The sequence below is a fragment of the Chryseobacterium sp. UYP7 genome, assembly GCF_056279225.1.
Genome location: NZ_JBWBQW010000006.1, coordinates 174,147 through 199,487, shown reverse-complemented (window position 1 = coordinate 199,487; position 25,341 = coordinate 174,147). Strand labels below are relative to the sequence as shown.

General features: G+C 36.8%; 23 protein-coding genes. 6 read left to right on the top strand and 17 right to left on the bottom strand.

What is annotated here, in order from left to right; genetic code table 11:
* Nucleotides 1-14: 14 nt before the first annotated feature.
* Nucleotides 15-422 carry a hypothetical protein gene (locus tag ACZ9HT_RS13280; RefSeq protein ID WP_476040973.1) on the bottom strand — a complete coding sequence of 136 codons (408 nt, stop codon included), beginning with the start codon at nucleotides 420-422 and terminating at the stop codon, nucleotides 15-17.
* Nucleotides 423-440: 18 nt separating this feature from the next.
* The gene (gene tsaD, locus ACZ9HT_RS13275) at nucleotides 441-1,493 is read right to left on the bottom strand and encodes a tRNA (adenosine(37)-N6)-threonylcarbamoyltransferase complex transferase subunit TsaD (protein ID WP_476040972.1); all 1,053 of its coding nucleotides are present in this window, start codon (nucleotides 1,491-1,493) and stop codon (nucleotides 441-443) included.
* Nucleotides 1,494-1,497: 4 nt separating this feature from the next.
* Between tsaD and ACZ9HT_RS13270 the strand changes: the two genes are divergently transcribed.
* The 5 genes from ACZ9HT_RS13270 to ric all read left to right on the top strand — a co-directional run bounded on the left by ACZ9HT_RS13270 (nucleotide 1,498) and on the right by ric (nucleotide 8,602).
* Complete coding sequence (locus ACZ9HT_RS13270; RefSeq protein ID WP_476040971.1) at nucleotides 1,498-6,276, top strand: translocation/assembly module TamB domain-containing protein; 4,779 nt, start codon at nucleotides 1,498-1,500, stop codon at nucleotides 6,274-6,276.
* A gap of 128 nt (nucleotides 6,277-6,404) precedes the next feature.
* Complete coding sequence (locus ACZ9HT_RS13265; RefSeq protein WP_476040970.1) at nucleotides 6,405-6,875, top strand: Lrp/AsnC family transcriptional regulator; 471 nt, start codon at nucleotides 6,405-6,407, stop codon at nucleotides 6,873-6,875.
* A gap of 70 nt (nucleotides 6,876-6,945) precedes the next feature.
* The gene (locus tag ACZ9HT_RS13260) at nucleotides 6,946-7,320 is read left to right on the top strand and encodes a hypothetical protein (RefSeq protein ID WP_476040969.1); all 375 of its coding nucleotides are present in this window, start codon (nucleotides 6,946-6,948) and stop codon (nucleotides 7,318-7,320) included.
* Nucleotides 7,321-7,328: 8 nt separating this feature from the next.
* Complete coding sequence (locus ACZ9HT_RS13255) at nucleotides 7,329-7,760, top strand: RrF2 family transcriptional regulator (RefSeq protein ID WP_476040968.1); 432 nt, start codon at nucleotides 7,329-7,331, stop codon at nucleotides 7,758-7,760.
* A gap of 128 nt (nucleotides 7,761-7,888) precedes the next feature.
* Nucleotides 7,889-8,602, top strand: a complete 714-nt coding sequence (ric, locus tag ACZ9HT_RS13250) for an iron-sulfur cluster repair di-iron protein (RefSeq protein WP_476040967.1) — start codon at nucleotides 7,889-7,891, stop codon at nucleotides 8,600-8,602.
* Between the two features lie 175 nt (nucleotides 8,603-8,777).
* Here ric and ACZ9HT_RS13245 read toward each other — a convergent pair whose 3' ends face one another.
* The 12 genes from ACZ9HT_RS13245 to ACZ9HT_RS13190 form a co-directional block, all read right to left on the bottom strand.
* Nucleotides 8,778-10,061 carry a chloride channel protein gene (locus tag ACZ9HT_RS13245; protein WP_476040966.1) on the bottom strand — a complete coding sequence of 428 codons (1,284 nt, stop codon included), beginning with the start codon at nucleotides 10,059-10,061 and terminating at the stop codon, nucleotides 8,778-8,780.
* A 181-nt stretch (nucleotides 10,062-10,242) separates the two neighbouring features.
* Nucleotides 10,243-11,178, bottom strand: a complete 936-nt coding sequence (locus ACZ9HT_RS13240; protein ID WP_476040965.1) for a YeiH family protein — start codon at nucleotides 11,176-11,178, stop codon at nucleotides 10,243-10,245.
* An 80-nt stretch (nucleotides 11,179-11,258) separates the two neighbouring features.
* A complete protein-coding gene (locus ACZ9HT_RS13235; protein WP_476040964.1) occupies nucleotides 11,259-12,140 on the bottom strand; it encodes a LysR substrate-binding domain-containing protein in 882 nt (293 codons plus the stop codon).
* A 179-nt stretch (nucleotides 12,141-12,319) separates the two neighbouring features.
* Complete coding sequence (locus ACZ9HT_RS13230; protein ID WP_476040963.1) at nucleotides 12,320-12,532, bottom strand: hypervirulence associated TUDOR domain-containing protein; 213 nt, start codon at nucleotides 12,530-12,532, stop codon at nucleotides 12,320-12,322.
* Between the two features lie 44 nt (nucleotides 12,533-12,576).
* Nucleotides 12,577-13,119, bottom strand: coding sequence for a DUF488 domain-containing protein (locus ACZ9HT_RS13225; RefSeq protein WP_476040962.1), 543 nt, complete (start codon nucleotides 13,117-13,119; stop codon nucleotides 12,577-12,579).
* A 188-nt stretch (nucleotides 13,120-13,307) separates the two neighbouring features.
* Nucleotides 13,308-13,718 (bottom strand): MFS transporter, encoded by a 411-nt coding sequence (locus ACZ9HT_RS13220; RefSeq protein WP_476040961.1) that lies wholly within the window; start codon nucleotides 13,716-13,718, stop codon nucleotides 13,308-13,310.
* Between the two features lie 133 nt (nucleotides 13,719-13,851).
* Complete coding sequence (locus ACZ9HT_RS13215; RefSeq protein WP_476040960.1) at nucleotides 13,852-14,346, bottom strand: toxin-antitoxin system YwqK family antitoxin; 495 nt, start codon at nucleotides 14,344-14,346, stop codon at nucleotides 13,852-13,854.
* A gap of 317 nt (nucleotides 14,347-14,663) precedes the next feature.
* Nucleotides 14,664-15,479, bottom strand: a complete 816-nt coding sequence (locus ACZ9HT_RS13210) for a hypothetical protein (protein ID WP_476040959.1) — start codon at nucleotides 15,477-15,479, stop codon at nucleotides 14,664-14,666.
* A 152-nt stretch (nucleotides 15,480-15,631) separates the two neighbouring features.
* Nucleotides 15,632-16,651 (bottom strand): sodium:calcium antiporter, encoded by a 1,020-nt coding sequence (locus ACZ9HT_RS13205; protein WP_476040958.1) that lies wholly within the window; start codon nucleotides 16,649-16,651, stop codon nucleotides 15,632-15,634.
* A 254-nt stretch (nucleotides 16,652-16,905) separates the two neighbouring features.
* On the bottom strand, nucleotides 16,906-17,319 hold the full coding sequence (locus ACZ9HT_RS13200; protein ID WP_476040957.1) for a fasciclin domain-containing protein: 414 nt from the start codon (nucleotides 17,317-17,319) through the stop codon (nucleotides 16,906-16,908).
* Between the two features lie 263 nt (nucleotides 17,320-17,582).
* A complete protein-coding gene (locus tag ACZ9HT_RS13195) occupies nucleotides 17,583-18,302 on the bottom strand; it encodes a LytR/AlgR family response regulator transcription factor (RefSeq protein ID WP_476040956.1) in 720 nt (239 codons plus the stop codon).
* Nucleotides 18,299-19,351: a sensor histidine kinase gene (locus tag ACZ9HT_RS13190; protein ID WP_476040955.1), complete on the bottom strand. Its 1,053-nt coding sequence runs from the start codon at nucleotides 19,349-19,351 to the stop codon at nucleotides 18,299-18,301. The genes ACZ9HT_RS13195 and ACZ9HT_RS13190 overlap by 4 nt, the downstream gene beginning before the upstream one ends.
* A 202-nt stretch (nucleotides 19,352-19,553) precedes the next feature.
* Between ACZ9HT_RS13190 and ACZ9HT_RS13185 the strand changes: the two genes are divergently transcribed.
* Nucleotides 19,554-21,953, top strand: a complete 2,400-nt coding sequence (locus ACZ9HT_RS13185; protein WP_476040954.1) for a TonB-dependent receptor — start codon at nucleotides 19,554-19,556, stop codon at nucleotides 21,951-21,953.
* Between the two features lie 131 nt (nucleotides 21,954-22,084).
* Here the strand turns inward: ACZ9HT_RS13185 and ACZ9HT_RS13180 are convergent, their stop codons facing one another.
* The 3 genes from ACZ9HT_RS13180 to betT form a co-directional block, all read right to left on the bottom strand.
* Nucleotides 22,085-22,240, bottom strand: coding sequence for a hypothetical protein (locus ACZ9HT_RS13180; protein WP_476040953.1), 156 nt, complete (start codon nucleotides 22,238-22,240; stop codon nucleotides 22,085-22,087).
* A gap of 126 nt (nucleotides 22,241-22,366) precedes the next feature.
* Entirely contained in the window at nucleotides 22,367-22,630 is a 264-nt protein-coding gene (locus ACZ9HT_RS13175; RefSeq protein ID WP_476040952.1) for a BRO-N domain-containing protein, read from the bottom strand.
* 517 nt (nucleotides 22,631-23,147) lie between these two features.
* Nucleotides 23,148-25,334: a choline BCCT transporter BetT gene (betT, locus tag ACZ9HT_RS13170; protein WP_476040951.1), complete on the bottom strand. Its 2,187-nt coding sequence runs from the start codon at nucleotides 25,332-25,334 to the stop codon at nucleotides 23,148-23,150.
* Between the last annotated feature and the right edge of the window lie 7 nt (nucleotides 25,335-25,341).

Here is a 25,341-nt window from a genome sequence, read left to right as displayed (position 1 = left end):
AATATTATTTTATATCAAGGTTTCAGATAATTATTCTCACTTAAAAATGCCACACCGGTTTTGATGGTCGTATAAATATCGGTATCACATTCTCTGTAACTGCAGGGATAAACTTCTTCGATCCATTTATCATTAATAAAGATCAAATTCAAATATTCAGTTTTTCTCAAATTATTTTTAAGTGATAAATAATCTCCTTCTTTCGGGGTGAAAGCAAAACTAAAAACGTTTTCAGTATTTATTTTTTCCAGGAACTCCTCTTTAATATCCTGAAGATATCCGATTTCGGAACTTTCATTCAAGAAATCTGCTTCTTCCGTGGATGCTTCAGTTTTTCCGGTCACCGTTTCTAAGATCCAGTAATATCTTGAACTTTTTTTGGAGTGGGTTACCAGGACTTTTTCTTCTAATAATATTTTCATCTGAAATTTTATAATCTATTAATCTATAATCTGATCGTCTTTCTTAAAATTTTCCTCAATATCATATCTCGATGTTGCAGAAACTGAAAGGTCCGCAAATTCGCCACGGTCAAATTTCAATTTCGCTACCATTGCGATCATCGCGGCATTATCGGTCGTATATTCAAATTTCGGAATATAAATATTCCAGCCTAATTTTTCTGAATTTTTTTGCATTGCTTCTCTCAAACCGGAATTTGCAGAAACGCCGCCTGCGATCGCTACATCCAAAATGTTTAATTCCTTCGCTGCTTTTTCGAGTTTATTCATCAAAATTTCAACAAGTGTTCTTTGAACGGAAGCACACAGATCCTCCAAATTTTCTTTAATGAAGTCTGGATTTTTTTGAACTTCCTTCTGAATAAAATAAAGCACCGACGTTTTAATCCCGCTGAAAGAATAGTTATAATTATCGATACGTGGTTTATTGAACTGGAACGCGTCCTTATTTCCGGTTTTTGACAAACGGTCTACAATGGGTCCCGCCGGATAATCCAGCTCGAAAATTTTTCCAATTTTGTCGAAAGCTTCTCCAGCTGCATCGTCGATGGTTTTTCCAATAATTTCCATGTCAAAATAATCTTTTACTACCACGATCATGGTATGTCCGCCGGAAACCGTTAAACATAAAAAGGGAAACTTTGGAGGTGCCGGATTTGCATCGTCGATAAAGTGTGCTAAAATATGCGCCTGCAGGTGATTGACCTCTATTAAAGGAACCTTTAAGCTCATCGACAATGATTTTGCAAAAGAAGTTCCCACCAGTAACGAACCCAAAAGTCCGGGACCGCGCGTAAATCCAATGGCAGAAATATCTTTTTGTTGTATATTTGCTTTGCTCATGGCTTTTTGCACCACAGGAATAATGTTTTGTTGATGAGCACGTGAAGCTAATTCGGGAACAACACCACCATATTCGTTGTGTATTTCCTGATTGGCTGCGATGTTAGACAGGATTTTGTTTCCTTGAATGATTGCTGCAGAAGTGTCGTCGCAGGACGATTCTATCCCTAAAATTATTGATTCGCTCATAACAATGGCAAATTTAGAGAATAATAACGATAACGAAAATAAAAAATCTGTCGCAGAAAACTTAGGTGACCAGATTCAAAATACGGCGGAAAATGTGAGCGACAAGGTGCAGGAAACGGTAAAAGAAGCCGGTCAACTCGCCTCCGACGCGCTGCATCATCCCGGGCAAACGGCAAAAGAATTTGGCGAACAGGCGGTGCATGATGTTACCAGCTACAAATGGTGGGCAAAATTACTTTTGGTCATTTTTTGGTTAGCGCTTTTTATATTCGCTTCAGTGATTGTTGTAATCAGCCTTCCGGCAACCAAAAACTGGGCAGCTCAAAAGGTGATCGAGAAACTGAATAAAGACTTAAAATCCCAAATGTCTTTCGAAAGTGTTGATGTGAGTTACTTCGGTGATATTCATATTCATAAAGTGACCGTTCAGGATTATAAAAAATTTCCGTTTCTGAAGGCTGACGAATTGTATGCCGACTCCGACTGGTTTTCAATTATCAGCAATTCCCGGAATTTACAGTTTCAGTCTTTATCTTTAAAGAAGCTTGATCTGAAAGTGATCACCTACAAAGGCGACAGTATTTCTAATTTCATCCGTTTTGTTGATCTTTTTAATACGCCTTCGCCAACAGTAAAAAAAGAAGCTTTCCAATTAAAATCAAGAGTATTTATTTCCAATTCCAAAATATCGATCATCAATCAGAATTCTGAAGGGGAAGCAGGAAAATGGCTCACGGCAAACAACGTAAATTTAGTTGTACCGGAATTAAGAGTGAATGGTTCTGATGTTTTTGCGCAGATCAACAACATGAGATTTACCACGGAAAGATGGGGTAAAAAACACGTGGTTGATACTTTTTCTGCAGATTTGGCGCTTACAAAACAATTTCTATCGCTGAAAGATCTAACCATAAATACAGATCGCTCTTTACTTCAGGGCGATGTTAAATTTAATTTGAGAAATGGTTCCTGGGCAGATTTTGCTGATAAAGTTCGGTGGGAAATGAAATTGAAACCCGGAAGCCAGATCAGCGGTTACGACATTAGCTATTTTGTGACGAACTGGGATAATTACAAGCCCATCAATATCTCGGGAACGATGACGGGGCCTTTAAATAAATTTTATCTGGATAACTTTTTAGTCCGTAATCCAAATGTAAATATAAGAACGCAAACCATGAAGGTTTCTAATATTCTGAAAGGAAACTTTCAAATTGAGACCAACAGTTTGTCGACCGATTTTACTTATGTTGATCTAAAAGAAATGATGCCGACTTTCATCTCCTCAAAAATGAAAAATTTTGCGGATGATTTTGGAAGACTTAAATATAACGGCGCAGTTCGGGTGACTCCAAAACAGATCTTTGTTCCCAAAGCAAACTTAATTACCGGCATCGGACAGGCGAAGATCACCAATTTTTACCTGACAGATTACAGTTCAAATCTACCAAAATACCGTGGCTTTGCTGAGGTGAATGATCTAAATACATCTGTGATCACTAAAAATAAACAGGTCGGATTAATATCCGGAATGTTTAATTTAGAAGGTGAAAGTTTTGATGTGAATACGATGCGATTAAAAACGCGGTCGCGTATTTCGAAAGTAGAGATCTTAAATAAAGAGATTAACAATATTTTTCTTGATGGTTTTCTGGATCACAAAACTTATAAAGGAATTGTGAATGTGAACGATGAAGAGGCAAAAGCAAATATCAACGGGTTCATCGACTTTAGAACCAGCAGATTAGCTGCCGATATTGTGGCGGATGTGCAATATTTAAATCTGAATTACTTTACGGGTGGAAAAGGAAACCAGATCGTAACAGGTTTGGTAGATGGAAAAATTTCTATGACAAATCTGAACGACCTTAATTTAGATGCCGACCTGAAAAATGTAACTTTTGCCAACGCCACCAACAAATTCCTTATTCCAAATGCTAAAGTAAAAGCCTATTTCGAAAATGGCAACCGCGTTGTTTCTGTTGATGCTCCGGGCGCCGTAAATGGCCAGATCTCCGGTAAATTTAATCTGGAAGATTTAGCGGCAATGGTTCAAAATGGGGTGGAAAAAATTCTGGTTGGTCCGCCGCCCAGAAAATTATACCGTGGACAAAATTTCACTATGGATTTTAAAGTGGAACAGGGACTCGTTAATTATTTCGAACCGAATCTTCAGATCCCAACCGGCGCTTCTGTGAACGGTTCTTACGAAGGAAATGCTAATAATCTTATTTTGAATATTGATGCACGTTCCCTGAAATACATCATGACCAAAAAAGAAGAAATCACAGATGCTGATAATGCACTCGCCAGAGCAAATCCGGCTTATAAAATAACGGAAAGAGACAAGGTTTCCCGCGACAGCGCCATGGTCGACAGTTTAATGGTGCGAATAAATACCGCAAATCTTGATGAGCAAATTTTTGCGAAAATCAATCGGGTAGAATACAATCAAAATATTCTGAAAGACATCACGCTGAGCGGCAGAAACGAAAACAACTCTATTCTGCATATTGCGGCTAACTTCAAACACGGCACACCGGAAGATGAAGTGAAACAAACGCTGAAGGAATACGCAATTAATCTAAATCAAACTGCGAATACTGCAGGAGATTACGTCTTTAGATTTGAACCGACTACCGTAAAAATTAACGATGTTGCCTGGAGTGTTGATACAGATCCGACACTCAATCATTCAATAACCTACAGAAAGAAAACTGCTGATTTTTTAATTCAGAATCTGCGGGTTTATTCAGATGCGAGTGAATTATTTTTGAAAGATGCGGTCTTTAAATCGGCGAAAGATTTTTCCGCGGACGGGGAAGTCAAAAATCTGGATATAGCGAAAGTTTTTGCCTTAACAAAAGGTGTGAACAGCATGGATCTTCAGGGAACTGCGAACGGAACTTTCAATATAAAAATGGATCAGAATAATCTGGAACCTTTGATTGATCTGAATATTACCGATATTTTAATGAATGGTAAGGACATGGGAAATGTCATGATTTCTGCAAAGAAAAGTGCCGTTCCCAATGTTTTCGATGTTGAAGCAAAAGTAGTTTCTACCGGAATTCTAGGTAATAATGATCTTTATTTATCCGGAACCATCAATAACAACACGTCTTCGCCAACGCTTGATCTCGTTGCCGAGATGAACGAGTTTGATCTGGCTTTTTCCCAAGAATTTGTGAAAGGCGTCTTCGGAAATGTTCGCGGGAAAGCTTCCGGTGAATTGAAGATCTCCGGTAAACTGAGCGATGTTGATTACAGTGGCGATATCGCCTTAAAAGACTTTGGACTTAAACTCAATTTTACGGGAGTTGATTACGCTTTAGATGATACGGTGGTTTCACTTTCCAAAGGTTTAGCGATTTTAAATGATATTGGGGTGAAAGATGGCAGAACAAATTCCAAAGGCTCAATTTCCGGAGCGATCCAGTTTGAAACCTTAGCTTCTATGGGGGTCAATTTAGTGTTAAGAGCCGATAATTTAATGTTGCTGAATACGACTCAGAAAGATCTTGATTTATTTTGGGGAAGGGTTTATGGCACAGGAACGCTTTATGTTGACGGACCCGTTTCCGCTTTAAATATTGCCACGCCGGAAATGAAAGCTTTGAATAACAGTGTTTTCACTTTCAATTCTAATTCAACTTCTAATGTCGAAGAATTTAAGATGCTGCGTTTTTTGAAAAAAGATGAAGCTGGAATTGTGAGTATTGAAGACAAGAAAAGATCGAGCGCAAACATTAATGTTGATTTTACGATCTCGGTTGATAAAGGAACAACTGTAAATGTTTTGGTTGGTGATGATATTGGAGATATAACGGTTCGTGGAAATTCGGATAAACTTCGTTTTTTAATGAGCCGAACAGGTTCAGTTTCGATGAACGGAGATTACTCTGTTGATAACGGAACTTTTGTGTCGAAAGCGATTTTGAACAGAACGTTCCAGATCTCCAGAGGAAGCAGTATCCGTTGGGATGGCGATCCTATTTCGCCGCAGCTGGATATTGATGCCACTTATTTAAGAACTGTAACCAACGCCGGACAATACCTGAATATGGGAAGCCTGCAACCTGTAAATGTTTTGCTCTCTACAAAAATTACCCAAACATTAAATAATCCGAAAATTGAACTGGGCGTTTCCGCACAGGATGTTTCGAGTAATTTAAGAGAAACGTTAGCTGAAAAAATGAGTAACGAAGATGAGAAGGTGATTCAGTTCGGATCCGTTTTGGTGATGAACAGCTTTAATGTCGGTAATTCTGCCTTCGATATTAATTTAGGAAATATTGCAGAAAGTTCCGGATACAACTTGCTTTTCAAACAGCTCGGTTCCGTGTTAAATACCATAAGTAATGAATTTCAGGTCGATCTAAATTATCTGAATGGCGACACCGCCTCCAACAGTGGCGACCGTGCCAATGCCAGCGTGAGTTTTGCGCTTTCGCCGCGGGTAAAAGTGAAAACAGGTTTAGGAATACCGATTTCAAAATCCGAGAATACCAATTCTGATTATCTTTCGGGCGAAGGAATTGTTGAGTATGACTGGTCCAAAAAGAACGATGGAACGCGTTTGCTGCGTGCTTATTCTAAACCAAGCAATATTGGACTGGGAACCGCAACCGGAAACGCAGGTGCAAATCAAAGTTATGGAGTAGGAGTAGTTTATAGTAAAAGCTTCAGCACAATCTTCAAAAGAAATAAAAAAAGCAAAAAGAAACTGAATACTAAACCCGAAATGAAAAGAGATTCTGTTAAAAATGATACGATAAAATAAGGATTTTGAGGTAAAACATAACAATTAAGTTAAATATTGTTAATATTTCAGTAAATTTTTTCGTTTTAATATTTTTTTGTAAATTTGCAAAAATATACACGTAATATTATCAAATTTATAAATAGAAAATGAACTATCAATTAGACGAAATAGATAAAAAAATCCTCGATTTTTTAGTAGAGAATACAAGAATGCCCTTCACAGAAATCGCTAAACAGATGGATGTTTCTGCAGGTACTATTCACGTAAGAGTGAAAAAAATGGAAGATGCCGGAATTATTTTAGGTTCTTCTTTAAGCATCGATTATGGGAAGTTAGATTATCACTTTACCGCTTTCATCGGAATTCTTTTAACTAAATCTAACAGAACGCAGGAAGTTTTGAAAGAGCTGACTACAATTCCAAATGTAATCGAAGCAAGTGTGATCTCCGGAAAGTACAATATCTTTTGTAAAATAAGAGCGAAAAATACCGAAGACGCAAAAAGAATTATTTATCAGATCGACGATATTCAGGATGTAATGAGAACAGAAAGCATGATCTCTATGGAAGAATATATTTCTGACAAAAACAGATTGATCGACGCAGTTTCTATCTAAATCGAACTGATTTTCAATAAACATAAAAACTTTTGAATTCATTTTCAAAAGTTTTTATAATTTTACCACTATGAAGGAAGATTTCTCGGATGAAGATCCAAAAAAAGATATGGGATTTATCTTATCGCTCGCAACCTTATTGCTTTTCAGCTTAATGGGAATCGGTATTGATACTGATGAATTTCTGCAGCGGGTAGAATTGAATATTCCAACCAACTATTTTTTCCTGATCGCAGGTGTTGACTTCTTGATGATCGCAGGAATCGTGCTTATTTTCTTTTATCGAAAGATTGGAGTTTATATTTTTCCGGCAGCGGTTTTAGCGCATTATATGTTGCATAACTATTACCTTTCTACTTTTTTATATACCGATGTTACGAATCTTTTTCTGTTCATATCGATAGGTTTACTGGCATTTATCCCAAAATGGAAATTTTTTAAATAAAGACAAAAATGTTTTCAAAAGCCTGCGAATATGCCATAAAAGCTACGATCTATATTGCTCAGCAAAGCCATCAGCAAAAACGTGCGAATGTGAAAGAAGTCGCAAGATCGGTCAACGCTCCGGAAGCTTTCACGGCAAAAATTCTGCAGCAGTTATGTCGGGAACATGTTTTGGAATCCATTCGCGGGAAACAGGGCGGTTTTATCTTCGACCTAGAAAAGCAGAAGCAAACAAAGATTTACGATCTTGTTCGCATTATGGATGGTGACAACATTTTTACCGATTGTGGTTTAGGTCTGCATAAATGTTCCGAAGTAAATCCCTGTCCGGTTCACGAGGACTTTAAAAAAGTTCGGGAAAATCTGATTTACATGACGCAGAAATATTCCTTTTACGACCTTGCCCTGAAAACGGAAAACGGTTTGGCCTGGCTTAAATAATTCTTTTTAAAATTCTAAATTTTTACCGAAAAATCTCTTTTGTTTTTTTTCTGAATTTATATCGGATAAATTTGTCCGAATTAAAAAATAGGTTTACATTTGTAGTATAATTACAAATCACACAAGACATGTTAACGAAAGAAAGAACAATAGGTGAAATGGTTGCACAGGATTTTAAAGCAGCCGAAGTATTTAGAAAGTATAAAATCGATTTTTGCTGCAAAGGAAACCGAACCATCGAAGAAGCTTGCGAAAATAAAAAATTCAACGTTGCAGATGTTTATAAAGATCTGGAAGAAATGTCGAAAGAAAAGTCGGGCGAAATCGATTTTAATTCCTGGCCACTGGATCTGTTGGCAGATTATGTAGAGAAAACGCATCATCATTATGTAGAAGAAAAATCTGCAGTGATCATTCAATATTTAAATAAACTGTGCAAGGTTCACGGAGACAGACATCCGGAATTATTCGAAATTAATGATCTTTTCTTAGAAAGTGCAAAAGATCTTGGAGCACACATGAAAAAAGAAGAGTTGATCCTTTTCCCTTTCATCAAAAAAATGGTTGCAGCAAAACAGAAAGGAGAAGCGGTTGAAAAACCTCAATTCGGAAGTGTTGAAAATCCTGTTGCCATGATGAAACATGAACATACGGTTGAAGGTGACCGTTTTGTGAAGATTGCAGAATTGACCAATAATTATCAGTTTCCGGAAGATGCGTGTGGAACGTATCAGGTAACCTATAAAATGTTAGAGGATTTCGAAAATGATCTGCATAAGCACATTCATTTGGAAAATAACATCCTTTTTCCAAAAGCAATTGAACTAGAAAAAACATTTTAGACTGAATTTTCTGTTTTTTTACTGAAGTCCATCTCATCTGTTTGAGGTGGATTTCTATTTTACGTAACCACAAAATTCACAAAGAACTTTTCAGGAAACGTCGTACGGAAGTTCGCTAAAATCGGGTAGTGTTGTCAATCAAAGGCATAAAAAAAATTCCAGCACCATTTCACTGTTATTCTACAGAAGAAGTTTTCGAATTCAGATAGAAATCATACGTGTAAACATTGTATGGCAAAATAAGTTTTGAAATCCCGTAAGAAATGAAACAGCAGATCAAAATCGGAACAAACAAAACATAACCGTCCGGAAGCAGATTACAGATCAAAACCACCGATGTAAACGGGGCATAGAGCGAAGCCGACAAAGTTGCAGCCGCACCGATAAGTGCAAAATTAATAGGAATTAATTGCATTCCTAAATAATTATTTCCTACAAAAGCTACCATTAATCCTAAAAAAGCTCCGGCTACAATACTTGGTGCGAAAACGCCACCGTCGCCACCGGCTCCTAGAGTTAAAGAAGCTGCCAAAGGTTTCAGCACTGCTAATATGACAAGAAGCAAAAGGGTAATTGTTGGTGCATTTAAAGGTTCCTGCAATATTTCCCGTAAACCGTGGTAGCTGTCGCCATATAAAGTCGGGAAGAAAAAGATCATTGTTCCCACCGCGATCGCTCCTAAATTCACCCGGATAAAATTGTTAGAAATATTACCGAAGATCTTTTTCATTCTTGTTACAAGAAGCGTAAAATAAACAGAAAGAACGCCGCCCAAAATGCTCAGCACCACAAAAAACGGAATCGCTGCGTACGTCCATTCTTTTACCGGATGCGTTAAAATTGTTTCCGAATCGAACAGTTCAATAAATCCCCAACTTACCAAAGCAGAAGCGGTGCAGGCAATTACCAGCGACTTCCGCATTTTTCGCGCGATCACTTCCAAAGCAAATAAAAATCCGGCGAGCGGACTTGTAAATAGAATAGCGACGCCGGCTACAACACCAGCACAAATCAATTCGCGTTTGTACATTCGTGCAGAAAATTCCTTTTCGTAAGCATAATTTCCAATCGTGGCGGTCGCAACAACCGTGGAAACTTCAACACCCGTTGAACCTCCAAAAATAACGGTGAGAAAGCCGTTGAAAAAGTGAGAGGGGATTTTGAAAAGTGGCAAATGATCTTTTCGCTGATCCAAAGTTTTATAAATTTCTGTAATTCCTTTATTTTTTCTGTTTTCAAAAAGAGTTTTTCTCAAGAAAAAGATGGCGGTAATCCCAATGGTCGGTAAAATAATAAAGAGCGCCGAATATTTCCCAGAAATTAAACTGAACAGATAATGCTCGAAAAATTCTGTAAGATGTTTGAGGATGAAAGCCAGCAAAGCACTTCCTAATCCTACCAACATCGAGGCAACGACGAGGCGAAAGTAATGTTGGGTAACGATTTTAGTTCTTTCCAAGGGAGTTCTTTAAATAATAAGTGTCAGATATCATTTTCTTCAGAGGTATATTTTTTCATGTATTGAAAATATTTCGGCTGAAGATGTCTGTTTTGCAAATTTAAAGAAACTTTAATAAATCAAGAGAATTTTAGGGAATTCATTATTTATCATTTAAAGAAAAGGGGTGGAGAAGCTTCTTCTATTTTAAGATCATAAGCAAACTTCCGACACTTACTACGACCCAAAGTACGATTGCCAGAAACAATGGCTTCCAACTGATGGTTTTCAAAGTCTGAATAGAAATCGTAGAACCAATGAAAAAGAGCGTTAAATTTAATCCGGATTTTGCGCCTGTAGTTGCTAATTTGCTGAAACCGTCGAAAATAGGAAAGTAAGTATTCAAGATAATCGCAATAATAAAATATCCGATAAACCAGGGGATTTTGACCTTTGCGCCTTTAGTTTTAAAAAATACCATTGTTAAAAGCGACATTGGAATGATCCATAAAGCCCGGGAAAGTTTCACAGTCGTTGCCACTTTCAGAGCCACGTCGCCATATTTATTGGCCGCGCCAACCACAGAACTCGTATCGTGAATTCCGATGGCACACCACAAACCGAACTGTTCCTGCGTCATATGAAATAAATGTCCGAGCGGTGGATAAACAAAAAGTGCTACAGAATTAAGCGTGAAAATAATCGCCAAAGCCAAAGACATTTGTTTCGTAGTTGGTTTAATAATGGGCGACACGGCTGCAATTGCACTGCCACCACAAATTGCTGTTCCCACAGAAATCAAGTAAGATAAAGGTCTTTCGAGTTTTAAAAATTTACCGAGGAAATATCCAATGGTCATTACGGTGGTGATGCTTAGAATTGTTAAAGTAACGCCTTCTTTTCCGGCTTTTAAAGCTTCATCGAGTTTTAGTCCGAATCCTAAACCGACAATGGAGATCTGCAACAAAAGATGAATGTATTTATGGAGATCCTGTTCGTAAGGATTACCAATAATAATAGTAAAAGCGATCCCTAAAGCCAGAGCAACGGGCGAGGACGCGAAAGGGGAAATACAGAAAATGACCAGCAGAAAGAATAGGATTTTTCGGAGAAGATCTTTTGAAACGGTAGTTTGCATTTGGATGATTTATTTGGTGGTACAAATTTCGGTTATTTGTCATTCATAAACCAATCACAATTTGTTGTAGCGTATAACCATTAGTTATAATTAATGAATTTCAGAAAAAGATTGATGAGGTCTGAGTGTTCGCCTTTTAAAGTTATGAAATGAAAATTTCTTTCGATGCTGAAATTTTTAATATCGATCACACTGAGTTGATTATTCCTCAGTTCCTGCAAAACAGTATTGAGGGAGAGAAAAGCCATTGCGTCGGAATGCAGCAAATAATTTTTGATACTTTCGCTGCTTCCTAAATTCATTACCACATTCAATAATTTTAAATCGATGCCGTTTTTCTTTAATTGATTTTGAATAAATTCCTGCGTGCCGGATCCTTGTTCCCGAAAAACAAGATCAATTTCATACACGTCTTTAAGCTTGAAGTTTTTGTGGACCAAATTATGATCTGCCTTAGAAACCAAGACAATCTCATCTGGTTTAAAAATCTGATAGTCGAAATAAGAAGACTGCGATTCCCCTTCTACAATTCCCAGATCGATCTTCCCTTTCTTAAGTAGAGCCGAGATATCTTCGGAATTATGCGTCACCAATTCAATACTGATGTCTTTGTAATAAGAATTAAACTTCGCCAGAATTTCAGGCAAAATATACTGCGCGATTGTCGTACTCGCGCCGATCTTCAGCTTTCCTTTTTCCTGTTTGTTGAGTTGGGAAATATCAAATTCCAGATCGCGGTATAGGTTTCGGATCTTTTCTGCGTAGATCAATAAAATCTTTCCGCTTTCAGTGATTTGAATCGTGGTTCCGTTTCGGTGAAACAATTTCGTGTTGAGTTGATTTTCGATCTCTTTAATGTGTTTCGTCACTGCCGGCTGAGAAATACTCAGTTCGTTTGCAGCTTTGGTAAAGCTGAGACGAGTTGCTACGGTATGAAAAACTTTCAGGCGGTAATCGAACATGAATTAGAATTTAAGGATTTTTGAAGAAGTTTTTTTACCGCAAAAGTGACAAAAGGCAACTGTAAAAAAAGAAGATTCAAAAGAATGGAAAAAGTAATGCATTATTCTGTCCGCATTTTGCAAACTTTGATTTGGTGTATTTGATCTTTTGTCTCTTTGTGGTTTAACGTATTTAAATCTTATTTTTCTATAGTAAGAGCCGAACCTTTGTGCGCGGCGATGTGATCGGTTTTGCTGCTTTTGATCTCATATTGTGGATCATCTTCTTTGGCGTGATGCGTGTAGCCTTTATAATCAAAATCTTTCGTATGAACTTTGATGATGGTTCCGGAAACTTTTCCTGCTTCCGAATTCCAGCTTACTTTATCACCGATTTTAAATTTTTTTTCCATGATCTAATTTTTTTAAATTTTTCTTTTTGAGAGCCTTTATAATATTATTCAGGATTTTCTACTGAATAGAAAACCTGGTCACCTACAACTCTCGCCGGAGCAGTGTACGGATGTTCCGTCGCTTTTCCTAAAGCCATAATATGAAGCACTTCCCAACGTTTTGCCTTCAAATAATCTGACACCATAGAACGGTGACAACGCCACCAAACTGCTTCCGAACACATCATTGCCGTTGGTTTTTCCAGAGCGAGTTTTTCCAGTTCTTCCACTCCATTTGCAAAAGGTGCGGTTTCCATATAATCGGCGTAAGCCTGGAAAGATTTATTTCTCCAGACCGTATTTTTTGATGAAGGAGACAATTTCCTTCTTCCGCCAAGATCTTCGATGTACACATATTGAATTCCGCTTTCTTCTAAAGATTTCTTAAGCTGATCCTGATCGAACTGTGGGAATTTTCTTGAACCGGGTAATCTTCGAATGTCCGCCAGAGTTTTAATGTCAAATGAAAAGAGCAATTCAAGAAATTCCTCGATCGTTCTGGTAGAATGACCGATGGTGTAGATGGTGGGTTTTTCAGACAATGACATTTGAAGGAATTTATAGGAAAGTGGGAATTATAAATTTAATGATTTTAAAATAAAAAGAAGCCCCAATTTAATTCGTCAAAATTACATTTCAAAGATTAGAGTAAGATTATCATCTTCTGCTTACATTTTTCGAGTGTAGTTTAAACTTGCGGCGGTGAGGAATTAGTTATTGAAAGTTCGCTGCAGAATTATCTTGTATTTGCTTGAAGATCACTTAGAACTTTATCTTCACTTGGTCTTAAAAGGAAAATGTATGCTATTAACAGTATTCCAAAGATCACCAGATCGGGCTTTATAAATAAAATTAAAAAGGCGGCACTTTCTAAAATAGCCCACCGAATTATTGAGGCCGTTTGATACAAATTAAATTTTTCTTCTAATTTTAGATCCGAATCAATTTGCTTCAACTGACTTTTAAACAGAAAATTGCTTAGCAGAAAAGCGCCGATCGGAATCACCAAATAAATTAGATCACTGGATTCAATTTCCTGACCTTTTAATTGTTCCATTGTAATTTGGCCTGCGAAAATGTAGGCTAAAATAACTCCTGCACAAATTGCCAGATGAATTATTTTAAGAATTTTTAGTTTATCTGTCATGATTTATTTTTTTTGAATCGTATGTTTTTATTCATCTAAAATTACTTATGCTGTCTGCCTTTATCATATTATAATTCTCACTTATCTGATCGTCGCACTTGGAGCATAAAGACGATTTGAGAGACTTGAGCTCTTAAAATATTTCCGTTTTTGTCAGTTGGCCCTGTTCGTTATAATATTTCCATTCTCCTGCCTGTTCTCCATCTTTATAGGAGCCAATACTTTCCACTTTTCCGTTAACGTGATAGGTTTTCCATTCTCCTGTCTGCTTGTTTTTTTCGTAATTTCCTATTCGATAAAGTTGTCCGTTAAAATGGTTGTTTTTCCATTCACCTGTTGAGTTTCCGTTCTCAAAGTTGGCGGTTGTCAACAAGGTGCCATCTTCGAGGTAATCTTTCCATTCCCCGGTTTTTTTTCCGGTGTCATATTTTCCGGTGCGCAACAACTTTCCACTTTCATAGTAATATTTCCATTCGCCTGTAGGATTTTTGGTATTGTCAACCTGGCCCAGTTCCTTTATGTTTCCATTTTCATAAAAAATCTTGTGAACCGTTTGTGCGTTTGAGCAAGCAAAAAAATTCATTATCAAAAGTAAAATCAGCAGGTTTTTCAGGTTTATTTCTTTCATCTGTAATTGTTACTCTATTTTATAAGTTGGGTTGAACTTTCGTATTGCAAAACGGTTGGGAGTTTGTGTTTTTTTTGAGTGGATTATCTTCTTCAAATAAAATTCAATTTCCAACGAGTAAATTAGTGAAAATAATAATTAAAGAGGATTTCAATATGGAATTATTATTTAAATCCGGGACGATAATTTTTCTGGAAGTCGTTTTTTGTCACCTGATTAAATCGAAGCCTAAGTATAATTAATAAAGTCTAATAAAAATTCAGGACTTCACTTAATGAAAGAAAACTTAACTCTCAGCCAAGATCATGGATTGTCTTTTATCGATAAGGATAATCGGAATATCTCTTGTAATTTCCGTTTTCAGCATCAATTGTTATAATGTCGGTTGCTCTGTTTTTGTCTTCTCTTTCTTCCTCAAAGACATAGTAATTTCCTGTTTTCTCCATATGAATGCCGCAAAAAATTTGAGAAAGCAAGTGCTTATTCTTTCGGTTATTGTAAAATATTTCTTCTGCCATTTTCAGGGATATTTTTGAATTATTTGAGATGACTTCTATTTCTTTATCGGTTGCGTTAATTATTTTGATTCGCTTGTTTTTTTCAGGTTCAATTAATGCAATATTTTTTGAAATCGAATTTCCATGACCACCATTGATATCGAAATCTTCATCTAAAGTGCAGTCTGAAATACCGACGGGACCGAACATTCCATAATGTAAACCGGCTGTGTGATGAAAGTTTGATATATAAAATTTAAGGTTATTGTGGGTTGTCACAATAATGGTATCTGTTTTCAAAAATTCAGAAAACGGAATCCGAGTTTTTTTGAAGGATCTGTCTTCTGAGACGTAAGTGAATTTGTTTTTAATAACGGTGTCTGAAAAGATCTCTTTACCTCTCTTAATTTCAAATTTTAAGCTATTGATTTCATTTTCTTTAAATCCTGAAAAGGAAATTTCGGGCTGCTCGGTTATTATGTGGGTAGAATCACATTTTTTAATGGTTGCAGATAATTCTTTCTCGATTTGTCTCCTGCTGAAATAGGAAGAAATGGTGACAAAGAGTACAATCGCCAAAATGAAAAGGCTAATTGCTGCAATCCCACGAAGTAAAAGTTTATAGATTTTTTTCATTTTTGTATTTGGTAGGAAAGCTTCTTCGTGCGTTTTAGCATTTTCTTAATATATAAAAATACGAAAGAAATCCTTCGATAAGCACAAATCTCATTTATTGCTTTAACTATCAGTCAAAATAGCCATTTAGCTTACACCAAAAAGCCGCTATCTTAAATTTTTATGGCGAACACCATCCCGAGAATTGAAAGAATATAAAAGCCTAAAACAATCCAGGAATCGATACCCATTCCTTTCTTTCGACCTGGTTGTTTAATAACCATGCCGATCAAGTAGATGGCGGTGATAATAATCGCAACAACGGTTAAATAAACATCTACATTTTTTGCTTGCGGCAGGATCGGTTTATTGGTGATCAGCGTTGCAGCCAAAAATAAAACCGGAAGAAAAGCATTGCCTCCAAATATATCACTGATTATTGGTTGATACGTTTTGTCTTTCACGAAAGCCAATCCGCTTGAAATCTCCGGTAAAGAGGTAACAAATGCCAATACGGTTGCGCCAAAGATTAAACCGTTAATATTAAAATGTTCTGCGATAGTACTGCTTGTATCTTCCAGTAAAACTCCAAAAACCAGAATTATTAGGGAAATACCAATTAACCAGATAATGGCAGATTTTGGAGACATTTTAGTCTGACCGCTTTTGGAAGATCCGCTAACAGCCGGTTCTTTTTTAGACTGCACTTTTTTAAGAATAATAATACTGGTGATCCATGAAAAAGCAATCAGCAATTCCGGCGGAGTCGTTCTAAATATCAGACTTGAAGGAGTAAGTTCTTTTCCGAGGATCACCGTTACCAAGATAATGATCAGAAATAAACCCTGAATTAGGCTGGCTTTATTACTTACCAAAGTACTCAGAGGTTTTTTTTCTTTTCGGGAAGCAAAATCAAAAAGGACCAAAAGTAAAGACTGAATCACGATGCCGCCCAGAATATTTCCGACAGCAAGATCGATATTGCCTTTTATTGAGGCACTAATGGTAATCGCAATTTCCGGAAGATTGGTGACGACCGATAAAATGATAGTGCCGCCAAAGGAACTTCCCAGCTTAAATTGGTCATCAATAAAATTGACGACTTTAGATAATTTGTTGCTAAAGAGCCAAAGCAAAACAACGGAAGCGATAAAAATCCAGATACTGTAGTTGAAAGGAATGCCAAGATCCATAGAATCGGTTTTAGTGGGAAGAAATACAACTGCAATTTATAAAATTTTGGTATTGGAAATAAATTTTTATCTATTTAATGGCTATAATTTTTCGGTATTATTTATACAACCGCTTAAATCTAATTCATGTTTTGAAATACCATCTCTTAAAAAATAATTCTATAATGAATATATATCCTGCGTCAATCAAATCACAAAAAACAAAGCCTCCCAATCACAGGAGGCTTTGTTTAAAAGTTTAAATTAACTTGATCTTAAGATAACAATACGGTGTCGATCACGTGGATCACTCCGTTTGATGCTTCAATGTCAGCAGCTGTAACAGTTGCGCCACCGATTTTTACTTTGCCATCTTGGATGCTTACCTTTAGCTTTCCTCCCTGTACGGTTGTTAATTCTTGCCCGTCTGATAAATCAGCAGCGTGAGCTTTTCCCGCAACCACATGGTAAGTCAAAACTTTTGTAAGCTCTTCCTTATTTTCTGGTTTTAGTAAAGTGTCCACACTTGATTGAATGTCTGCAAAAGCAGCATCAGTTGGTGCGAAAACAGTGAAAGGTCCGTCGCCTTGTAAAGTTTCTACTAAACCTGCCGCTGTTACTGCTGCTGCAAGTGTTTTACAATCTGATGATGCGATTGCTACGATGTCTTTTTTAGTTTCGTTGTCCATTTTGAATTTTATTTTTTTGAGAATTAGTTTTCTCATTTGGTAAAATTACATACTAATTATTCTATAATGGTGTTTTTTTAATACATGTTTGCAATAGAAATTCTCAATCTGTTATTGTTGAAATTACTGCCCCAAAATAGCGAGCTTTAATGTTTTTTAATATTTTCAAAATTATTGATTTGTTCCTTTGGAATTCCCCATTAGCAATAGTTTCTTTTTTATAGGATTGCAATTCACGGATTATAAATTCGCACCATGGAATTTCACAATTTTTTATTTTGGATCATTTCAAACAATTCTTTTTTATAAGTATCGCCGATGGGAATGTTTTTATCATTGATGTAAACGCATAAAGAATCTGTTTTCGTTATGTGCCGAAGGGAAACGATAAAAGATTTATGGGTCTTGATAAATTCTGATTTTGGCAGTAGATCCTCAATATTTTTAAGCGTATTATTGGTGATGATCTGCTTTTCAGTTAAATGAATGGCGACGTAATTTTTTAGTGCTTCGATATATAGGATGTCTTTCTCATATACTTTTTCAAAATTATTTTTACCATCGGTTTTAACGAAAAGATATTCCGACGTATTTTTTGGTAGTTCTGAAATCTGGTTCTGATTGACATACGTATTTTCAACTTTTTTTACCGCTTCATAGAACCTTTCAAATTCGAAGGGTTTGAGCAAATAATCGACCGCATTAACATCGTAACTATCCAAAGCAAATTGAGAATAAGCCGTTGTGAAAATAATTTCCGTTTTCCCTTTGATGATTTTTGATAATTGCAAACCCGTTAATTCAGGCATTTGAATATCCAGAAAAACGAGGTCGATATTGGATTGCTCAATGATGGATAAAGCCTGAATAGAACTTGTGGTCGTTGCTTCTAATTGGAGAAATGGAATCTTGGCCACATATTTTTCGAGTAATCGAATTGCAGGCGGTTCATCATCTACAATTATACATTTTAATATTTTCATAATTTGTTGATCAATGGCAATTTTAATAGTGTGGTAAATTTACCCTCTTTTTCTTCCGATTGAAAAACAAAATTGTTCTGATAAATCGCAGACAAACGTCGTTTTAAATTCTCTTTCCCTATGCCATTATGGTTGTATTTTTCGGATTTAGAAATTAAGTTTTCGGTGGTTACAATCACTTCTTTATCAGTAACCTTAATAGAAAGTTTTGCCGGATTTTCATTGTCAGTAATGATCCCGTGTTTAAAAATATTTTCCACAAAATGGATAAAAACTAAAGAGGGAACAACTTGTATATCAACGTTTCCTTCCACTTTATAATCTAAAAACATCGTGTCTTCAAATCTTTTTCGGTGCAGATAAATGTAATCTTCGATAAATTTTATTTCTTTTTTTAAAGGCATCATTTCGTGTTCCGCTTCATAGGTCACATATCTTAAAAGTTCAGAAAGCCGGTGAATATCTTTCGCGGTGTTGGGTTGCGTATCAATTAAATCGGTATAAAAAACATTCAGCGTATTAAATAAAAAATGTGGTTCTAACTGGGATTTTAAAAAATTGAGTTCTGCTTTTTTATAATCCAGTTCCAATTGAAAAACCCTTTTTTGATTGGCGGCTGATTCGTAAAAAATATATAACAAAGTACTGTATAAAATACCCTTAATTGCAAAATAGGAATTGTCAACAGTGTAATAAACGAATTTTCTGGATTCTTCCCAATAATTGTGAAGACCAGTAAAATGGTATAAAATAACCTCTTCAAGCAAATAGCGAATCTGTCCAAAAATGACCATCAAAAGGATGATGCCTAAAAAAAATATGAAATAATTTTTCTTTTTTAAAGTGTAAGGAAGAACCACATAAAAGTTTAGAAAGTACACAGAAAATGTTGCGATATACATGATGATCCGTGTAAAATTTATTGGCAACTGAAAATTTTCTAAAAACCCTTCCTTTCCGCCGCTGTGAAAATCCAGAAAAAAATCCATTAAAACGACTAGAAGGATGACGGCCAAATGAAAGTAACGCTGTTTTTTAACTATTTCCATGTGATAAAATTACCCAATATTTTTACTTGCAAATTATATTTTTTGATGAACTGGCAAAAACGCTACATGAAATAGGTTTTTAATATCGAAAAGTACAAAAGCGTGCTATTTTAAGGTTTCATCTCGTGTTATTTCGGGTTGGTGTAATTTAATTAATTGTGGAGGTTGCCTGGAATACATTTGCGTCATCAAATAATAACACATGAAAACAACAATCGCACTTTTCTTATTACTACAAAGTTTCTTCTACTTTGGGCAAAGCATTCAAATCAGCGGAATGGTTACATTCGAAAAAACCAATCAGAAATTAGCATCTGCGAAAGTTTCTATTTTTAATGCTGCAGACCATAGTTTTCAACAAAGCACAAACACAGATGCAAATGGACAATATCAACTGGACATAAAAGAATCTGAATTTTATATTAAAATTAATGTAGAAGGATATAAGGTTTTACAATCCAAGATTTTAAAGAAGAGTAGTGGTAATCAAATTCAAAATTTTTCTTTAGAGGAAAATGTTTCTGAAATAGAGGAAGTGGTGGTTATGAAAGCCAATAAAGTACTGACCTTAAAAGGGGATAAAATGATATTTGATGTCGATAAAGCAGGTTTTGGCAATGGCAATGATGCTTTGGAAACCTTAACAAAATTACCGGGTGTTCGTTTGGATAAAGATGAAAATGTAGTTTTTAGAGGCAATGGAAATGTCCAGATCATGATTGACGGAAAACCTGCACTTTTAAGTGGCGAAGAACTCAAACAATATTTAAAAACTTTGGATGGTGGCAATATTAAATCGGTTGAAATTATTGCAAATCCTTCCGCAAAATACGATGCTTCGGGAAGTGCTGGAATTTTTAACATCGTTCTCAAAAAATCTGCCGCAACGGGTTTAACCGGAAACGTAAAAACATCGGTTGGCTATGCGGAATTCATTAAAAATTACAACAGTATAAATTTGTACAACAATACGGAAAAATGGAATTTTAAATTCGGCCTGAGTCAGGGTTATACAGAAGGCGCGAATCACAGAATGATCAATCAAACCATCGTCAATCCGACGAATACTTTATTGTTAGAACAAAAAAACGATTGGTTGCCAATATCCAACAGTTATTCCGGAAATTTTGGGGTCGGACATCAATTGAATAAAAACGCCAGCGTTGGAGCTTCCATTAATTACAATATTTACAACAGCCGCGAATTGACCAATGGTCGAACAAATGAGTACGACAACAGCGTTTATAAGCGCTACACGATCTTAAAAACAAACGATGCCATTTTTAATAAAACCTTGATCGGCAACTTATTTTACAATTTTGCCACCGATAGTTTAACGACGAAAATCGATGCCCAAATTAATTTTGCGAAGTATGAAAATACAAGCGACCGCCTCACCTCTAATTCCTATTTTAATTCGAATACCAATGAGATGTACAAAAATGCTGAAGTTGTAAAATATAATAATCCAACCAATTATAATATTTTAAGCGCTAAAATAGATGTAGAACACAAGGTAAATTCCGCCCTCAATTTAGAAACCGGCGCAAAATACAGTTACGTGAATAATGATTATGACATTGATTTGAGAGAGCGCAATTTAGCCGGAGATTTTATTTTAAATACGAATAGAAGCAACCGGTTAATTTACAAAGAATCGATTTTTTCCGGCTATGGAACGGCCAATTTTAAAACCGGAAAGTTTGATCTGCAGGCAGGTTTACGGGCGGAATATATTAATTATAATGCGACGTCATTAACCTCCAATTCCACCAATAAAGATCATTATTTATCCTTGTTTCCTTCTTTCAGCGTGAATGGTAATTTTAAAAACAACCAGTATAAATTATCTTACAGCCGTCGAATTCAAAGACCTCGTTATTTGTATCTGAATCCTTACTACGAATATATTGATACCTATAATGTTTCCGTAGGAAATCCGGATCTGACGCCCCAATTTACCAATGCTTTCGAGATGGTTTGGATCAACAAACAAAAAACATCTCTTTCATTGTTTGCGAATTTTTCAACCGACGAGATGTATCAGATCATTAATTATAATCCGGACAATAAAATAACCACTTTATACTTTGATAATATTGGAAGTTCCAAAAGCATCGGTCTTTCCTTCAATACCAATTGTAAAGTGAAAAAATTCTGGGAAATTCAGTTAAATAGCGAAGTTTCTTACGGTCAGGCAAAATCAAATCTGGAAGGTTACAAATTCAACGACAGCGGCATCTCTTATTACGCAGGTGTTAATCAAACTTTTAACTTTGGAAAAAACTGGAATGCCACCTGGAATAGTTTTTACAGCCAAAGCGGAAATTATGGTAATACCACTTTTAAACCTTCTTACGATATGTCTTTCAGTGTGAGAAAAGATTTTCTTGATAAAAAATTAAGAGTGAGTTTAAGCGCGCAAAATGTGTTGAAACAAAGCCAGTGGCGACAAAACACGCAGCAAGGTAATGTCACAACCAATTGGACGAACCGTTGGGAAACTAGAAAATTCACACTTTCTGCGACATATACTTTTGGCAGTGCAAAAAAGAAAGAAGTGAAGGATGCGGATTTGGGCGAGGAGCAGGGGAGATTGTAGGTTTTTACATTATTAAAAAAATAGCCAGACTGGATTTTGCAGTTTGGCTTTTTTTTGTTTTGAGGAAATAATTTTTTGTTGTAGTACAATCGATTAATGAAGATTTTTTACTGTAAATATTTTACAAATATTTAACTATAATTTTCATAAAATAATTTCAGTTTCGTCATTCTTAAAATAGTTAAGCGATATGAAGAATCTTTTATCAATAAAATTTTAGAACTTCTTCTTTCATCAAAACTCGCAAATTCGGCGGAGCCAATGACAAAAGTTTGGTCGTTTTTCAAAATATTTTTTTTTATAAAGCACCACTGTCATTCTGACGCAGGAAGAATCTCAAGTTATAGCCGAGATTCTTCACTTCGCCTTGCTGCGTTCAGAATGACAAATATTATGATAAGAAGTAGAATTATTTAATGAGGTAAATTTTGAGCATTTGCACAATCTGTCATCCGCATTTTTCCATCTGCAGCCGCCATTTTCAAAGTGTTACAATTTGTAACGGTTTCATTTCCTTCTGCAAAAAGACGCTTTTTCATAACCCGCCAATAAACCTTTGGATTTGTACTTTCCGTAAGAATTGCTACTACGTCAATAATGGAGAAATACCACCTTTCATTTTCTTCAGTCCAGTGAGAACGAACTTCTTTTTCTTCAAATAATTTGATATTATCCATAGGGATTTGTGTTTTTTTGAAGTAATAAAGATAGAGATTTTTGGACTCTTATTCAATACCAACTGCACGCAAAACGTTTTTAAAAAAAAGCAAGTGGATGCAGATTTAGTTGATGAACAGGGGAGTTTGTAGGTTTTAGTATTATCGAAGAAAAAATATTTTGTCTTTCTACAATCCTTTCAGGTCTCTGTGGTTTTTCATAGTCAAACCTGTCCATTCCCGATGAATGATGTTCGTTAAAAAAGCAAATTTTTCGCCGATTTTAAATTTTTTAATGGTGCTCAAGAATTCCGCGTCGCTCCGTTTCATCAGATTTTGAAACTTCATTTTCTTTCCAATAATCAGTGAGTTTGTTTTGTGTATCCTGACCTGTCATTCTTTGCCGAATCCACTTTTCGCTTCTGCCCAATTTTTGCCAATTCTCTCGGAGGTGCAGTAAAATTTTAAATTATAAATGGAAAGATAATTTCTTAAAATAAACGCTTCATTCTTCAAACCTTGAGAAGGTTAAACGGCTTTATTCGTCTTCCTCTTGTGCCGCGGTTATATAGATAACATACGCTTCATATTGTTCCAGTACATCATCAATCACCTGCTGACGGCTCAATCCCATTAAATCATAGCCACCTGATCCGGTTTGGGTAGTGACTTCAAGACGATAATAAACATCGGTATCTGACGCCATTTTCCCGCTAAAGGTCGGTGCTGGTGTCGCCACCATAGCCACCTGATAATAAAAATCATGAACACCGTCCGTCGATACTCTAAGTAAAGGTCCCGAAGGACGAGTAGGATCAATGGTTGAGATTGTTTCGTCGTGGTCGGCATTCTGACGCTCGGCATCATAACCTTTACCCCTAAATTCCGCTGCTACGTCGTCAAGAGCAGGGCGAATCACGCGCTCTAAATACTGTACTCCTTCTTTTTTTGAGGCAAAAGTAAGCATCTGTCCAAGTCGCTGTTTCCAGGAACGCTCGGGAATATGACCACCACTTGGAGTAATCGTTGGATCGCGAAGCACTTTTCCTTCCTGTTCTGCACGCTCTATACTTAGCGCTTTGTAAAAAGAAAACATGATCAGATAGGCAATAACAGTTACCGGAAGCGCAAAGATTAACGTAGCATATTCCATGGTAATAACGCCGCCCGCCAGAAGCATAGAAATGGTCAGCACCGCGGTTAGTACAGCCCAAAATATTCGTAACCATTTAGGTCCATCCTCACTTGGATCAGGAATCGATGATGAAAAATTAGACATGACCATTGCACCTGAGTTGGCACTGGTAATGTAAAACAACAATCCTGAAAACGTGGCAAGAGCAATCAGGAACATTGGTGCAGGAAACATTTCTAAAAGTGCATACCACCCGTGTTCCGGACTTTCGATGGCCAGTTGGGCAAATGCCGTGTTGCCTTGTAATACTTCATAAAGTGCAGAGTTGCCAAAAAAGGATACGATAATAAAGTCACAAAGCACCGGCACCGTAATCGCCGCAACTACAAATTCGCGCAACGTTCGACCCCGGGAAATCCGAGCCAAAAATACACCTACAAAAGGTCCCCATGCGAGCCAAAAGGCCCAAAAGAAAAGAGTCCAACTTCCCATCCAGTCACTGCTGTCCGGCACGTATGCAAAAGTTTTAAACATTCTTGAAGGCAGCGTCGCCAAAAATTGACCAATGTTTTCTACCAGAGCGTTAAGCAAAAATGCCGTATGACCTGAAATCAGAATAAATGCCATCATGGCCACGGCGCTCCACAGATTCAATTCAGAAATCCAGCGGATCCCACGATCTACGCCTGATGTTGTTGCAGCAATAGTTAAAATCACGGCGCCAATAACCAATGCAATTTGTAACGTTAGACCTTCGCTAAAGCCAAACAGTTTTGCGAAACCAACGTTAAGCAGCACCACGCCAATTCCCATGGTGGTTGCGACACCAAAAACAGTTCCTATCAATGCAATGGTGCTGATGGCGTGACCTAACGGACCTTTTACACGTTTCCCGAAAAGCGGATAGAGCGCTGCCCGGATCGACAAAGGCAAATTCCATCGATAAGCAAAATATCCCATTGCCATCCCGAGTAGTGCATAGACCGCCCAACCGGCTATCCCATAGTGAAACATGGTCCAAACGACCGCATCCTGTAAAGCAGCGGCAGATTCTGACTCACCCGAGGGTGGCGTTAAATACTGTACGACAGGTCCTGTCACCGAGAAAAACAACAGATCAATTCCGACTCCTGCTGCAAAAAGCATTGCGGTCCAGGTAGCCAGTCCATATTGTGGCCGCGAATCATCAGGTCCCAAACGCAAATTTCCTGCTTTTGATACTGCCACCCAAACGACAAAGAAAATGACAAGCGCCATCGTCAAAACGTAGTACCAGCCTAAATTGGTGGCGATCCAGTTAACGGCTAATTTCATTGTTGATCTCGCTTGATCAGGCATCGCAATTGCCCAAAATGAAAACGCCGCAATTACCGCAGATGATATTATTAAAACACTCCAGTTAATTTGGGTGGTTTTATTCTGCCATAGTTTTTGAGCGCCTTTGCCCAAATCACTTTTTGATACAGGAACCTCACTTTTAACTTTAGGCGACTTTATGCTGCCACCAAAACGACTGCGTTCAAACGGCGTTTTTTCTGAAGGGGTGCGATCATTTGGGTTATCTATATTGGAATTTTCGTTGATGGGCATTGTACTT

Bases quoted from the DNA above. Each gene is read 5' to 3' on its own strand.
- ACZ9HT_RS13185 (WP_476040954.1), top strand. From the start codon at position 19,554: ATGAAAACAACAATCGCACTTTTCTTATTACTACAAAGTTTCTTCTAC.
- ACZ9HT_RS13265 (WP_476040970.1), top strand. From the start codon at position 6,405: ATGAACTATCAATTAGACGAAATAGATAAAAAAATCCTCGATTTTTTA.
- betT (WP_476040951.1), bottom strand. From the start codon at position 25,334: ATGCCCATCAACGAAAATTCCAATATAGATAACCCAAATGATCGCACC.
- ACZ9HT_RS13195 (WP_476040956.1), bottom strand. From the start codon at position 18,302: ATGAAAATATTAAAATGTATAATTGTAGATGATGAACCGCCTGCAATT.
- ACZ9HT_RS13205 (WP_476040958.1), bottom strand. From the start codon at position 16,651: ATGGATCTTGGCATTCCTTTCAACTACAGTATCTGGATTTTTATCGCT.
- ACZ9HT_RS13240 (WP_476040965.1), bottom strand. From the start codon at position 11,178: ATGCAAACTACCGTTTCAAAAGATCTTCTCCGAAAAATCCTATTCTTT.
- ric (WP_476040967.1), top strand. From the start codon at position 7,889: ATGTTAACGAAAGAAAGAACAATAGGTGAAATGGTTGCACAGGATTTT.
- ACZ9HT_RS13230 (WP_476040963.1), bottom strand. From the start codon at position 12,532: ATGGAAAAAAAATTTAAAATCGGTGATAAAGTAAGCTGGAATTCGGAA.
- ACZ9HT_RS13235 (WP_476040964.1), bottom strand. From the start codon at position 12,140: ATGTTCGATTACCGCCTGAAAGTTTTTCATACCGTAGCAACTCGTCTC.
- ACZ9HT_RS13270 (WP_476040971.1), top strand. From the start codon at position 1,498: ATGGCAAATTTAGAGAATAATAACGATAACGAAAATAAAAAATCTGTC.
- ACZ9HT_RS13260 (WP_476040969.1), top strand. From the start codon at position 6,946: ATGAAGGAAGATTTCTCGGATGAAGATCCAAAAAAAGATATGGGATTT.
- ACZ9HT_RS13200 (WP_476040957.1), bottom strand. From the start codon at position 17,319: ATGGACAACGAAACTAAAAAAGACATCGTAGCAATCGCATCATCAGAT.
- ACZ9HT_RS13255 (WP_476040968.1), top strand. From the start codon at position 7,329: ATGTTTTCAAAAGCCTGCGAATATGCCATAAAAGCTACGATCTATATT.
- ACZ9HT_RS13210 (WP_476040959.1), bottom strand. From the start codon at position 15,479: ATGAAAAAAATCTATAAACTTTTACTTCGTGGGATTGCAGCAATTAGC.
- tsaD (WP_476040972.1), bottom strand. From the start codon at position 1,493: ATGAGCGAATCAATAATTTTAGGGATAGAATCGTCCTGCGACGACACT.
- ACZ9HT_RS13280 (WP_476040973.1), bottom strand. From the start codon at position 422: ATGAAAATATTATTAGAAGAAAAAGTCCTGGTAACCCACTCCAAAAAA.
- ACZ9HT_RS13190 (WP_476040955.1), bottom strand. From the start codon at position 19,351: ATGGAAATAGTTAAAAAACAGCGTTACTTTCATTTGGCCGTCATCCTT.
- ACZ9HT_RS13220 (WP_476040961.1), bottom strand. From the start codon at position 13,718: ATGACAGATAAACTAAAAATTCTTAAAATAATTCATCTGGCAATTTGT.
- ACZ9HT_RS13215 (WP_476040960.1), bottom strand. From the start codon at position 14,346: ATGAAAGAAATAAACCTGAAAAACCTGCTGATTTTACTTTTGATAATG.
- ACZ9HT_RS13175 (WP_476040952.1), bottom strand. From the start codon at position 22,630: ATGGATAATATCAAATTATTTGAAGAAAAAGAAGTTCGTTCTCACTGG.
- ACZ9HT_RS13225 (WP_476040962.1), bottom strand. From the start codon at position 13,119: ATGTCATTGTCTGAAAAACCCACCATCTACACCATCGGTCATTCTACC.